This window comes from Rhodoferax sp. U2-2l, from assembly GCF_020594515.1.
GTDB lineage: Bacteria > Pseudomonadota > Gammaproteobacteria > Burkholderiales > Burkholderiaceae_C > Rhodoferax.
Window position 1 is genome coordinate 103,656 of record NZ_JAJCTH010000008.1, and the last position, 13,353, is coordinate 117,008.

Genomic DNA, 13,353 nt, shown 5'->3' on the forward strand with positions numbered 1-13,353 from the left:
AGCGACTTGTCTGGTCAAGCGCTGTGACGCCCCTCGGGCATGACCCAGGCGTCGCGCACCTGCAGGCGCAGCACATCACCCCGGCGGGGTTGGGCCTCCAACGGCAGCACCAGGCTCAAAGGCTCGGCCACCACGCCTTGCAGCACGGCGTCAACCGCGTACGCGTTGCCCTGAAAAAACACATGCTCCACCCGCGCGGACAAACCAGGTAGACCCGGCTCAACCCGGGCCATGGCGGTGGGCGCCAGACACAGGCGTACCTGCGCCTGGCTGCCCAGGCTGGCATCGCGCGCTTCGAAGCTGTAGTCACCCACCGCCACCGGCGCCAGCCCATCACGCGCAGCCCCCACGCGCCGACCCGACAGCAGGTTGCCTGAGCCAACAAACCGGGCCACCCGCTCGGTCTGCGGTTCGCGGCACAAGCGCACCGGGGTGTCGATCTGTTCAATGTGGCCGTCAAATAACACCACCACCCGATCCGCCAGCGCCAGCGCTTCTTCCTGGTTGTGCGTGACATACATCATGCTGCTGTCTGGGCGGCGCAGCTGGTCGATGTGGCGCATCATGTCGCGGCGTAATTCCACGTCCAGGCTGGCCAACGGCTCGTCAAACAGGACCACCCGCGGGTTGGCCACCATAGCCCGGGCCAGCGCCACCCGCTGTTTTTGCCCGCCCGACAACTCGCCAGGGGTGCGCTGTGCCAGGTTTTGCAACTCCACCTGCGCCAGCGCTTCCATCACCCGCGGGCGCGCCTGCGCTTCGTTCAGGCCGGACTCGCGCAGCGGAAACAACACGTTCTCAAACACCGTCATGTGCGGCCACAGCGCGTGGCTCTGGAACACCACCCCCACGTTGCGCCGCTCGGGCAACACATGGCGCCCGGGTGCGGCCACCAGATCGTCGCCAATCTGGATCTGGCCGCTGTTGATCGTCTCCAGCCCGGCCACGGCGCGTAGCAGCGTGGTTTTGCCCGAGCCCGACGGCCCCAGCAGCGCCACAAACTCACCCGAGGGCATCTCCAGCGAAACACCGCGCAGGGCATGAAATGCCGCTGCACCCTGACCGTAGTGCTTGTGAACATCTTGGAGTTTTATGCGCGCCACGGCAACACACCTTCAGGTAAACGCCGCCCCAGCCGCGAGGCCAGCAGCATGCAAATCAAAGTCAGCAGGATTGAGATCACGCCCACCGCCGAAGCCGCAGCCGACTCGCCGCCCTGCTCCAGCCCGAACACCAGCACCCCCAGCGTCTCGGTGCCGCTGGCCCACAGCAGGGCCGACACGGTGAGTTCGTTGAGCGACAGCAGCATCACCAGCAAGGCCCCGGCGGTGACCGAGGGCAACATCAACGGCACGATGATGCGCCGCATACGGCTCAGCAGCGAGCCGCCAAACACCTCGGCGGCTTCCAGCATGTCGCGCGGCATTTGCATGAAACCGCTGAGCACCGGGCGCAGCTGGATCGTCAAAAACCGCGCCAGGTAGGCAAAAAAGATGATCCACAAGGTGTTGTAGAACGACCAGCCCAGGATCGGCAACGGCTTGAGGTATAGCAGGATCATGGCAATGGCCAGCACCACGCCCGGAATCACATACGGCACCTCGATCCACGGCAGCAGCCGACGCAGCAGCACACTGCGCCGGTACTCCATCTGGTACGCCAGAAACAGGGACGCCCCTGCCAGCACCACGGCACTACCGACCGACAAGCTGACGCTGTTGACGAAGGCGCGCAGCGTGGCGTCGTTGTGCAGCAGCACATAGCTGTAGTGGTCAAGCGACAGGTTGCTCAGGGTGAGCGGAATGCCCAGCCCAGGCGACACCGACTTGGCCAGCAGCGCCAGCAAGGGTGCCAACAGCAGCAGACTGACCCACACCGTCAGCACCAGCGCCACCGGCTGTTGGGCATGGCCCAGATGAAACGGCGCCACTTTGAGCCGCGCAGCGATCACGTCAAAACGCCCGCGTTTTAAGAACACCCGCTGTAACACCATGCCCAGCGCCGCCAGCAGCGCCACCACGGCGGACAGCACCAGCGCATTGGGGATGGCGGCCGGGCCGAACCCCGACAGCTCCCGGTAGATCAGCGTCGGCAACACCAGGTAGTCGCCCGGGATGCCCAGAAACGCGGGAATACCGAAATTGCCGATACACGACACAAACGCCAGCGCACCACCGGCCACGGTGGAGGGCAGCACCAGCGGCAAAATCACCCGCCGCAAAATGGTGCGCGGTGAGGCGCCGCAGACCCGCGCCGCCTCAATCACCTCGGGCGACAGGTTCAGCAGCCCGGCGCGCACGGTCAAAAAAACCAGCGGCGCGTAGTGGATGCCCAGCAGCAAGATGATGCCTTCGCGCGACTGCAGCGGGTTGCTGATGGCCTGCCAGCTGTCCCAGCCCTGGGCAATCATCATGTTTTTGAGCGGCAGCCAGAGCTGCGTCCAGGCCAAGGCCACCACTTGCGGCGGCAGCAGCGCCTGAATCACAAACGCAAACACCAGCCACTGGCGCGGCCGCGCCGGGGTGAGCGTGACAAACAGCGCCAACACCAGGCCGTACAGCAGCGCCAGCAGCGTGCCGCCCAGCCCGACTTCCAGCGTGTGGCGACTGGCACGCCAAGCGTCAGCGGAGGTCAGCGTGGCCCACACCGCCTCGCGCGTGGGCCCAAGCAGCGCCAGCCCGGTTTGCACCGCCAGGTACACCGCCGGCAACAACGTGAATAAGCCTAAAAACAGCAGCGCCAGCCCCAGCAGAGCGCGCTCCTGCGCGCCCGACCCCGACACCACTGACCTGCGACCCGCCAGAAGACTCAAACGATCAACCGCCAAAAATGTCCGAGAAACGTTTGCGATCGGCCTCGGCGCCCTTCAGCAAGGCGTCGGCATCAAACGGCAGGAAGCGCAGGCTTTCCACCTTGGGGTAACCCGCAGGCGCGGCGGTGTTGCCCTGCAGCGGGAAATAACCCAGCGTGGTGGAGAACTTCTGCCCCTCGGGCGACACCAAAAAGCTCACAAACGCCTGCGCTGCGGGCAAATTGCTGGCGGTGTTCAGAATGGCGGCGGGCTCCGTCACGTAGGTCAGCCCTTCTTTGGGCGTGATGAATTCGACCGGCGAGCCCTTGGCCTTGGCGTTCAACGCCATGAAATCGACCAGCACACCGACCATCTTCTCGCCAGTGGCCACTTGCTGCAGCACCGCGCCATTGCCCTTGACGGCGATCATCTTGTTGGCTTTCAGGCCTTCAATGAACGGCCAGCCCAGCTCGGGCGCGCGGCTCCAGGCACCGATGGTGAGCGCCGCCGCGCCCGAATACAGCGGGCTGGGCATGATCAACTGGCCCTTGAGCGCCGGGTTCAGCAGCTCTTTCCACGACTTGGGTTTGAACGCCGCCTTGCTGTTGACGACGATGCCGGTGCTGATCAGCTTGGTGCCGATGTAGGTGCGCTCGGCGTCAAAGTAGCGCGCGGGAATCTGCTGGGTGTTGAGGTGCGTCATGCGCAGCAGGCGGCCTTCGGCCTTGAGCGACTCCATCGAGATGGCGTCGGCAATCAACAACACGTCGGCCCGCGGGCTGCCCGCGGCAATCTCGGTGCGCAGGCGGTTCATCACCTCGGTGGTGCCGGAGCGAAACACGTTGACCTTGACGTTGGGGTACAACGTATTGAACGCTTCAATGGTGCCACGCGCATCCCGCTCGGGCTGCGAGGTGTAGAGCGACAGGTTGCCCGACACAGCGCCCTGCGCGTGCAACAGCCCCTGCGGCAGCAGGCTGCCACCGAGCGCCGTCAAACCCACAGCGGGGGCCATGCCAAGAACCCGGCGACGGGAGAGGTGAGGTAGAGACATGCAAAAACTCCAGACAGATGAAAAGCCAACGACCCGCCACTATGCACCGCTTGTCGTGTCATCTTGATGACATAAAGCAGACATCTTTCAGGATGCCGCACCGGCCTTTTCAGGAGACGATATACGCCGCCGCTGCGGTGGACAGCAGCTTGCCGTCGCCGCCCAAAAATTCCATGCGGGTGGAGGCCACGCGCGAGCCCAGGCGCATCACCTCGGCGCGCAACTCAAACCACTCACCAATGCCCGGGCGCAAATAGTCCACACGCAGGTCAATGGTGCCCAATTTGGAGAAGCGCTGCAGCCGCTGCGGCACCGATTCATCCATGTGCCGCGCGCCAATGGCCACCATCACCGCCAGCCCGCCCATGGCGTCCAGCCCGGCGCTGATGACGCCGCCGTGGATGCGGTTGTAGGCGTAGTGGCCGATAAGCTCATTGCGCATGTCGATGCGGGCGGTGACGCGCTCGGGCAGCACGCTGGTGATCTTGAGACCCAGCAGCTGGTTGAAGACGATCATTTCTTCAAACACTTTTTTCACCCCGGTGATGAACTCTTCCTCGAAGACGATGGGGGCAACGGGTTTGATGGTGTGGGGCATGAGTGTGACGGTGTGGGTACGGCCAGGTTCAGCGCTTGAGCAGCGACGACCTGGCCGGGGTGAGTCGGAAGGTTTTTGAAATGAGTTGGAGCGATGCCGGGCTGTCCCATTCGCGCGCGCCCACCACTTTGTGCAGCACGCGGCCCTGGGCATCCACCAGCACGGTAAGCGGCAGCCGGTCGGCGCCCAGCATGTTTTCCAGCACCAGGCGCTGGTCGATAAAGTGGTTCAGGGTGGCCTGGCTTTTGCGCAGGAAACCTTTGGCGGCCTCTGGGTAGTCGTCGGTGGAGATGCCAATCACCAAAAATTGCTGCCCGGCATCACTCCAGGCCAGGCGCTCCAGCGAACCCATCTCGGCAATACATGGCGGGCACCAGCTGGCCCAGACGTTGATGATGAGCGGCCTGCCGCGAAAGTCAGACAGCTTGCGGTCCGGCCCATTGAGCCCGCGCAGGGTGGCTTCACGCAGCACACTACCCACCGGCACCTCGCCGGGTGTGGCGGCGTGGACCGGCGTGGCGGCCAGGCTCACCCACGCCAAGAGGACCAGCAGAGCCAGCTTCAGTCGCGTCAAAAACATACCGGGACTTCTCACAAACACCACCTTGATTCCCATGCTGGCCAAATCAGCCACGCATCGTGAAAGACAACTGTTTTGTTGCTCTCACTGCGGGCCCCATGGGCGTTGTGGATTCCGGGTCCAGCCCGGGATGACGCCCCATGGCACAGGGGGACAGCCGAGACATGCCGCGTTACAGCTTGGAGAAATCCGGCTTGCGTTTGCCCAGAAAAGCGCTGAACGCTTCTTTGCTGGCGGGCTCACCCAGCATGCGGCCAAAAATCACGGCCTCTTCGGTCATGCGCTGCTCGACAGCGCTGGCCTGGCTGAGCTTCATCAGGCGCTTGGTTTCCAGCACCGCGGTGCGCGGCTTGGCCACCAGCCGCTGCGCCTGGCGCTGCGCCAGCGCGTTGGCTTCAGTAGGCGGCACGATGCGGCTGACCAGGCCCATCTCCAGCGCGGCCTCGGCGGTGAACGGGTCGCCCAGCAGCAGCGCCTCGGCCGCACGGCCATATCCCATGCGCTGCGGTGCCAGCAGGCTGGACGCGGCCTCGGGGCACACACCCAGGTTGACAAACGGCATCGAAAACGCGGCGTTGTCGCCAGCGTAAACCAGGTCGCAATGGAACAGCAGCGTGGTGCCAATGCCCACCGCCGGGCCACAGACCGCCGCGATCACCGGCTTGGTGAAGGCACTGACGTTGCGCAGAAAGCGAAACACCGGCGCATCCAGCGCGGTGGGCGGCGCCTGCAAGAAGTCGGCAATATCGTTGCCGGCGCTGAACACGGTTTCATGGCCCTGGAACACCACCACGCGGATGTTGTCGTCCAACTGCGCATTGGCCAGCGCGTCGGCCATGTCAGCGTACATGGCCGTGGTGAACGAGTTTTTTTTGTCCACGCGGTTGAAGGTGATGGTCATCACCTGGTCAGTGGTGTCAATCAAAAGGTCAGTCATGCGGTGTCCTGATTAAAGAGGTTGGGATTCTGGCATAGACGTCTTTGTCATAGCCATCGTACTTTTTGTTGCGGCCGCATCTTTTTGCGCGGCCGCTTGGGCGGGTTCTCTGGACTTGGTTCTTACCCGCAAGACAGGCCCTTGGGGCGACTTCCTCATACTGGGGTACCAGAAATCGTCAGCCACCCCAAGGGCCTGTCTTGCTGGCGATGGTGACCAAGAAGACAAGGTGGCGGCGACAAGCAAGACCGCCTCCCCCGGTCTTCAAACCCCGCATCACCGTCCAGAACATCAGCGCGGTAGCCGCTTGGGGTGGCCCCCGATTTCTGGTACCGCAGTATGAGGGGGACGCCCCAACCGGCTGCCGCGCAGCGACGTGCCAACCACATCGCGCCGATCACGCACACCCTGCGGGAAAGGCCACTGTGAGGCAACGCGCCAACGGCATCACACCGACCCCGTCAGCAGCAAGAAGCGTCAAACCCGCTCAAAAATTCCCGCCGCACCCTGCCCCATGCCGATGCACATGCTGACCATGCCGTACTTGAGCTGTTTGCGTTGCAAGGCATGGATCACCGTGGCGGCGCGGATGGCGCCGGTGGCACCCAGCGGGTGGCCCAGGGCGATGGCGCCGCCCATGGGGTTCACCTTGGCCGGGTCCAGCCCCAAGGTGTTGCTGACCGCCAGCGCCTGGGCGGCAAAGGCTTCGTTGAGTTCGATCCAGTCGATGTCCGAGAGCGTCAGCCCCGCGTTGCGCAAGGCCACCGGAATCGCCTCGATCGGGCCAATACCCATGAACTGCGGCGGCACACCCTTGGCGGCAAAGCTCACAAAACGCGCCAGCGGTGTCAGGCCGTATTGCTTGAGCGCCTTCTCGCTGACCAGAATCAGCGCGCCCGCGCCGTCTGAAGTCTGGGAACTGTTGCCCGCCGTGACCGAGCCACGCGCGGCAAACACCGTTTTGAGCTTCGCCAAGCCTTCCATGGACGTATCGGCACGTGCACCTTCGTCCAGGCTGACCACACGTTTTTTCTCGATGACTTCACCGGTGGCCAGATTGGGCGCGCGGTCAATCACCTCAATCGGTGTGATCTCAGCGGCGAAGTCACCTGCAGCTTGCGCGGCCAGGGCGCGGCGGTGTGACTCCACCGCAAACGCGTCTTGTGCCTCGCGGCTGACCTTCCACTGGTTCGCCACCTTCTCGGCAGTCAGGCCCATGCCGTAGGCGATGCCAATGTTCTCGTCGTTGCCAAACATGGCCGGTGACATGGACGGGGCGTTACCCATCATCGGCACCATGCTCATGCTTTCGACCCCGGCGGCGATCATCACATCGGCCTCACCCACACGAATGCGGTCGGCTGCCATCTGGATCGCACTCAGGCCCGAGGCACAAAAGCGGTTGACGGTGACCCCGCCCACGGTGACCGGCAGCCCGGCCAGCACCGCGCCGATACGCGCGATGTTCAAGCCCTGCTGACCTTCGGGAATGGCACAGCCGCAGACCACGTCCTCAATGGCCTTGGGGTCCAGCCCCGGCACTTGGGTCAGGGCCGACTGCAGCACCTTGACCAGCAGGTCATCGGGCCGCGTGTTGCGGAAAAACCCGCGATGCGACTTGCCAATGGGCGAGCGCGTGGCGGCAACGATGTAGGCTTCTTGAACTTGTTTCATGTTGATCCTCAAATGATCAGAAAAATAGGTTGCTCGTGCTGAGGCAGTTGTGCGCGGTTGATGCAGTCGAGCATCTGTTCGTGGTTGAGCAAGCGTAGCGAGGAGTCGTCAGGCTAGGCGCGGGTGCCCGAAAACAACCGGAACGTACTTCCTGTACGTGAGGATTGTTTTGGGGCTGCAACGACGCATGGCGGCTCCGCAGTAGCTTGATCAATCACGAACTCAATTACGAACCGGCTTGCCGGTTGACATCATGCCCATCACCCGCTCCTGGGTCTTGGGATGGTTCAGCAGCGAGCAGAAGGCTTGCCGCTCCAGCATCATCAAATACTCTTCGGTCACCAGGCTGCCTGCGTCGACATCACCGCCGCAGACCACGTTGGCGATCAGGCTGGCGATGTGGAAGTCGTGCTGGCTGATGAATCCGCCGTCGCGCATGTTGACCAGCGAGCCCTTGATGGTGGCCACACCACTGCGACCCAGCACCGCAAACGTGCGTTTGTGGGGCGGGCGGTAACCGGCATTGGCCATGGCCTTGGCCTCGCTCAACGCCACGTAGAGCAGCTCGTCCTTGTGCGGCACGATCACGTCGCCATCCAGCAAATAGCCGAGTTTGCGCGACTCGATGGCGCTGGTGCCGACCTTGGCCATGGCGGCGGCTGTGAAGCCTTCGGTCAGGAATGGCAGCAGATCCTTGCCAGTGGAAGTTGCTGCGTTTTCTGCAGCGCGCCGGGCAATGTAGGTGAGGCCCCCAGCGCCGGGCACCAGGCCCACGCCAACTTCCACCAGGCCGATGTAACTCTCCATCGCGGCGACGCGTTTGGCACTGTAGACGGCCAGTTCACAGCCACCACCCAGCGCCAGGCCACGCACGGCGGACACCACCGGCACGCTGGCGTAACGGATCTTGAGCATGGCGCGCTGCATTTCGGCCTCGGCGCCGTCAATGGCTTTGGCGCCGCCCATCATGAACGCTGGCAGCATGGCCTGCAGGTCAGCCCCGGCGGAGAACATCTCGTCGTTGGACCAGATCACCACTCCCTTGTAGCTGGCTTCGGCCAGGTCCACGGCTTGCACCAGACCTTCGACCACATCGGGGCTGATGGCGTGCATCTTGGTCTTGATGCTGGCAATGACAATTTCGTCGTCCAGCGTCCACAGGCGGATCGCATCGTCTTCGAACAGCGTCTTGCCAGCGGTGGCGGCGGACGGTGCCTGGGCGCCCAGCACACTCTCGGGGAAGTGTTGACGTGCATACACCGGCAGCGAGCGCACTGGCACAAACTGGCCAGTGGTGGGATTCCAGGAGCCTTGGGGGGTGTGCACACCACCCGCCTCGGCCACCGGGCCGCTGAACACCCAGTCGGGCAGCGGTGCGTTGCACAGGGCTTTGCCCGCGTCAATGTCTTCCTTGACCATGTTGGCCACGGTGAGCCAACCGGCTTCCTGCCAGAGCTCAAACGGGCCTTGTTTCATGCCAAAGCCCCAGCGCATGCAAAAGTCCACATCACGCGCGTTGTCGGCCACCTCGGCCAGATGCACTGCGGCGTAGTGGAAGGCGTTGCGCAAAATGGCCCACAGGAACTGGCCCTGCGCACCTTCGCTGTTGCGCAGCAGCTGCAGGCGCTCGGCGGCGGGTTTCTTGAGCATGCGGGCGTAGACCTCGTCGGCCTTCTCGCCACCTGGCACATAGGTTTTGCTGGCCAGATCAAACCGCAGGATGTCTCGCCCGACCTTCTTGAAAAAACCGGCCTTGGTCTTCTGGCCCAGGTTGCCCATCTCGAGCAGGGTTTTGAGCACCTCGGGGGTGGCAAAGCTGGCGTAGAACGGGTCAAACTTGCCAGGCCCTGCGGCAGCGTCCCCGCTCAGCGTATCCTGCAGCGTCTTGATGACGTGGGTCATGGTGTCCAGACCAACCACGTCAGCGGTGCGGAAGGTGCCGGAGCTGGCGCGGCCGAGCTTCTTGCCGGTCAGGTCGTCCACCACGTCGTAAGAGAGGCCAAAGTTCTCGACCTCTTTCATGGTGGCCAGCATGCCGGCCACACCGACGCGGTTGGCGATGAAGTTGGGGGTGTCTTTGGCACGCACCACACCCTTGCCGAGGTTGCTGGTGACAAAGGCTTCGAGGTCGTCGAGGATTTGCGGCTGGGTGGTGGGTGTGTTGATCAATTCCACCAGCAGCATGTAGCGCGGCGGGTTGAAGAAGTGGATGCCACAAAAGCGCGGCTTGATTTCTTCGGGCAGCACTTCGCTCAGTTGGGTGATCGACAGGCCCGAGGTGTTGGAGGCGACGATGGCGTGTGGCGCAATGAACGGGGCGATCTTTTTGTACAGATCGAGCTTCCAGTCCATGCGCTCGGCAATCGCCTCGATGATCAGGTCGCAGTCACGCAGCTGCTCCAGGTGCTCTTCGTAATTGGCCTGGCCAATCAGCGCGGCATCTTCGGCCACGCCCAAGGGCGACGGTTTGAGTTTTTTGAGGCCATCGACCGCGCGGCTGACGATGCCGTTTTTGGACGGGGATTTGTTATCGGGCAGGTCAAACAGGATGACCGGCACCTTGACATTGACCAGATGCGCAGCAATCTGCGCACCCATGACCCCTGCGCCGAGTACGGCGACTTTTTTCACATTGAATCTTGACATGTTGTTTCCCTGAAATTACTGAACACGTTGCCAGGTCTGGGTGCGACCAATGAACAACACCGAACCGCGCACTTCGAGCTTTTTACCCTCTTCAATGGGCGTGAGCTTGAGCGTGTACTCCTTGCCGTTTTCGGGGTCAAGGATCTTGCCGCCTTCCCACACGTCTTTGCCCTCGACCTTTTTGGCCCCGCGGATGATTTCCATGCCCAGCACGGGTTTGTCTTTGCGGTCGTCGGTGCATTCGGTGCAGAGTTTTTTGGGGTCGGCATTTTTGCGCAGCAGTTGTTCGATACGACCGCTCAATGCGCCGCCACTCTCCGTGATGACGATCAAACTTTTGAGTTCGCCCGTTTTTTCATCAAAGCTGTGCCAACTGCCTACAGGGCTCATCTGGGCGTGGGCCAGACTGGCGCCCAGCAAAATCGCCGCGCCCAGCAATTGACGGGCGAATGTTCTGATATGTGCCATCTGTTGTCTCCTCATCAGTTGATGTTGTTGTGAAAAATCAAGGCATAACGCCATGGTTCAGGGTGCGGGGTGGCTGGGCCATGACCGCTGGGCACTTTCACGCCAACGCCGCATCGGTATCCATCAGCACCTTGCTACCAGTGCGCGCAGTGCGCATCAATGTCGCGGTTTCGGGGAACAGTTTGGCGAAGTAAAACCGTGCTGTTTGCAACTTGGCTGTGTAAAACGGGTCGGTGCTACCAGCGGCAATTTGCCTCAACGCCACTTGCGCCATGCGCGCCCAGAAGTAGCCAAACACCAGGTGCCCGGCCACACGCAGGTAGTCCACCGCGGCAGCGCCCACTTCGTCGGGGTTCTGGAAACCCTTGAAACCGATCTCGGTGGTGAACTTGGTCATCTGATCACCCAGGATGGCGATGGGCGTGATGAATTCGGCCATCTTTTCGTTGACACCTTCTTCAGCCACCAGCGCGCCGATAAGTTTGCCGAACTTCTTCAGCGTGGCGCCCTGGTTGCCCAGCACCTTGCGGCCCAGCAGGTCCAGGCTCTGGATGGTGTTGGTGCCCTCATAGATCATGTTGATGCGGTTGTCGCGCACAAACTGCTCCATGCCGTTGTCGCGAATAAAACCGTGCCCGCCAAACACCTGCATGCAGGCGTTGGTGGCGATGTGGCCGTTGTCGGTGATAAAGGCTTTGACGATGGGGGTGAGCAGCGCCAGCAATTCGCCAGACTCCTTGCGGACCTTTTCATCGGGGTGGTTATGCTCTTTTTCAAGGAGCATGGAGCTGAAGCACATCAAGGCACGTCCACCTTCGGCATAGGCTCGTGCCGTGAGCAGCATCTTGCGCACATCGGGGTGCACGATGATCGGGTCGGCGGCCTGGTCTTTGGCTTTGACGCCGCTCAGGCTGCGCATCTGGATGCGCTCCTTGGCGTAGATGAGCGCATTCTGGAAGGCCACCTCGGTCAGGCCCAGGCTCTGGTTACCCACCCCCAGGCGGGCGGCGTTCATCATCACAAACATGGCTTGCATGCCCTTGTTGGGCTGGCCAACCAGGGTGCCCACGGCGCCTTCCAACTCGATCTGCGCGGTGGCGCTGGCCTTGATGCCCATCTTGTGCTCCAGCCGGGAAGCAAAAACGCTGTTGCGCGCGCCCAGGCTGCCGTCTGCGTTCACCAGGAATTTGGGCACGATGAACAAGCTCACGCCTTTGATGCCGGGGGGCGCATCGGGCAGGCGCGCCAGCACCAGGTGGACGATGTTGTCGCTCAGGTCGTGTTCGCCGGCGCTGATGAAAATTTTGGTGCCGGTGATCTTGTAGCTGCCATCGGCCTGCGGCTCGGCCTTGCTGCGCATCAGGCCCAAGTCGGTGCCGCAATGGGGTTCGGTCAGGCACATGGTGCCGGTCCACTCGCCGCTGGTCATTTTGGGCAAATACGTGGCTTGCTGCTCGGGCGTGCCGTGGGCGTGTAACGCGGCGTAGGCACCATGCGTCAGGCCGGGGTACATGGCCCAAGCCTGGTTGGTGGAGTTCATCATCTCGTAGAAGCACTGGTTGACGATCAACGGCAGGCCCTGGCCGCCAAACTCGGCGTCACAGGCCAGCGCGGCCCAGCCAGCGGCCACATACTGCTGGTAAGCGGCCTTGAAACCAGTGGGGGTGGTGACCTCATGGGTGCTGGTGTTGAGCACGCAGTGCTCCTCATCGCCGCTGCGGTTGATGGGTAGCAGCACCTCAGCGGCGAACTTGCCACCTTCTTCCAGCACGGCGTTGATGGTGTCAGCGTCCATGTCGGCGTGTTTCGGGATCTGCTGCAGATCGGCGGTGACGTTGAGCACTTCGTGCATGACAAACTGCATGTCACGCAGGGGTGGGGTGTAGATGGTCATGAGGGGTCTCCTGGAAAAATTAGCGTGATGGGGTGGCCGACTGGCCGTAGCGCAACAAAATGTTCTCGAACCCGGTATGGGCGCGCTCGATGGCACCAGGGTTTTTCAAAAAACGGGCTTCGTAGTGCAACGACAGGATCAGGCCGTGGATTTCAAAGCACATCTGCGCCGCATCGGCATCAGCGGCCAGGTGGCCGCCATCACGCGCCTGCAGCACAGCGCGTTGCAGCGCGTTGAGCCAGGTTTGCACCGAGTTGGCCAGCGCATCACGCACCGGGCCGGGGCGGTCATCAAAAGCCACCGCGCCGCTGATGAAGATGCAGCCCGACTGCAGCTCGATGGCCACGCGCTGCATCCAGTTATCAAACAAGGCCCGCAGGCGCGGCAGGCCGCGCGGCGCGTTCATGGCCGGGGAAAACACTTCATCTGTAAAGCGGCGGTGGTATTCGCGCACCACCGAGATCTGCAGCTCCTCGCGCGAGCCAAAGTGGGCAAACACGCCCGACTTGCTCATGCGGGTGATCTCGGCCAGCACGCCAATGCTCAAGCCTTCTAACCCGATCTGCTGCGCCAGCCCGAGCGCGGCGTCGATGATCAGTTGCTTGGTCTGCTGCCCCTTCTGCAGGGCACGCTCACCCCGCGTTTTGCCTGCGGCGGCTACCGACAAGGGTTTGACAGGGGAAAGTGAAGGCATGGTGCTGCGTAAAAAGA

General features: G+C 62.6%; 11 protein-coding genes. All 11 read right to left on the reverse strand.

The window, feature by feature from the left end; all coding sequences use genetic code 11:
- Positions 1-14: 14 nt before the first annotated feature.
- Complete coding sequence (locus tag LHU53_RS09265) at positions 15-1,103, reverse strand: ABC transporter ATP-binding protein (protein ID WP_227332357.1); 1,089 nt, start codon at positions 1,101-1,103, stop codon at positions 15-17.
- On the reverse strand, positions 1,091-2,827 hold the full coding sequence (locus LHU53_RS09270; protein WP_227332358.1) for an iron ABC transporter permease: 1,737 nt from the start codon (positions 2,825-2,827) through the stop codon (positions 1,091-1,093). The genes LHU53_RS09265 and LHU53_RS09270 overlap by 13 nt, the downstream gene beginning before the upstream one ends.
- Positions 2,817-3,845: an ABC transporter substrate-binding protein gene (locus LHU53_RS09275; protein WP_227332359.1), complete on the reverse strand. Its 1,029-nt coding sequence runs from the start codon at positions 3,843-3,845 to the stop codon at positions 2,817-2,819. Before LHU53_RS09275 ends, LHU53_RS09270 begins: the two co-directional genes overlap by 11 nt.
- A 109-nt stretch (positions 3,846-3,954) precedes the next feature.
- Positions 3,955-4,443 carry a thioesterase family protein gene (locus LHU53_RS09280; RefSeq protein WP_227332360.1) on the reverse strand — a complete coding sequence of 163 codons (489 nt, stop codon included), beginning with the start codon at positions 4,441-4,443 and terminating at the stop codon, positions 3,955-3,957.
- A 28-nt stretch (positions 4,444-4,471) separates the two neighbouring features.
- A complete protein-coding gene (locus LHU53_RS09285; RefSeq protein ID WP_227332361.1) occupies positions 4,472-5,023 on the reverse strand; it encodes a TlpA disulfide reductase family protein in 552 nt (183 codons plus the stop codon).
- A 172-nt stretch (positions 5,024-5,195) separates the two neighbouring features.
- Complete coding sequence (locus LHU53_RS09290; protein WP_227332362.1) at positions 5,196-5,960, reverse strand: enoyl-CoA hydratase; 765 nt, start codon at positions 5,958-5,960, stop codon at positions 5,196-5,198.
- 477 nt (positions 5,961-6,437) lie between these two features.
- The gene (locus tag LHU53_RS09295; RefSeq protein ID WP_227332363.1) at positions 6,438-7,634 is read right to left on the reverse strand and encodes an acetyl-CoA C-acyltransferase; all 1,197 of its coding nucleotides are present in this window, start codon (positions 7,632-7,634) and stop codon (positions 6,438-6,440) included.
- A gap of 222 nt (positions 7,635-7,856) precedes the next feature.
- Complete coding sequence (locus LHU53_RS09300) at positions 7,857-10,280, reverse strand: 3-hydroxyacyl-CoA dehydrogenase/enoyl-CoA hydratase family protein (protein WP_227332364.1); 2,424 nt, start codon at positions 10,278-10,280, stop codon at positions 7,857-7,859.
- 15 nt (positions 10,281-10,295) lie between these two features.
- Positions 10,296-10,748, reverse strand: a complete 453-nt coding sequence (locus tag LHU53_RS09305; protein ID WP_227332365.1) for a DUF2147 domain-containing protein — start codon at positions 10,746-10,748, stop codon at positions 10,296-10,298.
- A 97-nt stretch (positions 10,749-10,845) separates the two neighbouring features.
- Positions 10,846-12,642: an acyl-CoA dehydrogenase C-terminal domain-containing protein gene (locus LHU53_RS09310; protein WP_227332366.1), complete on the reverse strand. Its 1,797-nt coding sequence runs from the start codon at positions 12,640-12,642 to the stop codon at positions 10,846-10,848.
- A gap of 19 nt (positions 12,643-12,661) precedes the next feature.
- Positions 12,662-13,336 (reverse strand): TetR/AcrR family transcriptional regulator, encoded by a 675-nt coding sequence (locus LHU53_RS09315; protein WP_227332367.1) that lies wholly within the window; start codon positions 13,334-13,336, stop codon positions 12,662-12,664.
- Between the last annotated feature and the right edge of the window lie 17 nt (positions 13,337-13,353).

Bases quoted from the DNA above. Each gene is read 5' to 3' on its own strand.
- LHU53_RS09275 (WP_227332359.1), bottom strand. From the start codon at position 3,845: ATGTCTCTACCTCACCTCTCCCGTCGCCGGGTTCTTGGCATGGCCCCC.
- LHU53_RS09280 (WP_227332360.1), bottom strand. From the start codon at position 4,443: ATGCCCCACACCATCAAACCCGTTGCCCCCATCGTCTTCGAGGAAGAG.
- LHU53_RS09285 (WP_227332361.1), bottom strand. From the start codon at position 5,023: ATGTTTTTGACGCGACTGAAGCTGGCTCTGCTGGTCCTCTTGGCGTGG.
- LHU53_RS09290 (WP_227332362.1), bottom strand. From the start codon at position 5,960: ATGACTGACCTTTTGATTGACACCACTGACCAGGTGATGACCATCACC.
- LHU53_RS09295 (WP_227332363.1), bottom strand. From the start codon at position 7,634: ATGAAACAAGTTCAAGAAGCCTACATCGTTGCCGCCACGCGCTCGCCC.
- LHU53_RS09300 (WP_227332364.1), bottom strand. From the start codon at position 10,280: ATGTCAAGATTCAATGTGAAAAAAGTCGCCGTACTCGGCGCAGGGGTC.
- LHU53_RS09305 (WP_227332365.1), bottom strand. From the start codon at position 10,748: ATGGCACATATCAGAACATTCGCCCGTCAATTGCTGGGCGCGGCGATT.
- LHU53_RS09310 (WP_227332366.1), bottom strand. From the start codon at position 12,642: ATGACCATCTACACCCCACCCCTGCGTGACATGCAGTTTGTCATGCAC.
- LHU53_RS09315 (WP_227332367.1), bottom strand. From the start codon at position 13,336: ATGCCTTCACTTTCCCCTGTCAAACCCTTGTCGGTAGCCGCCGCAGGC.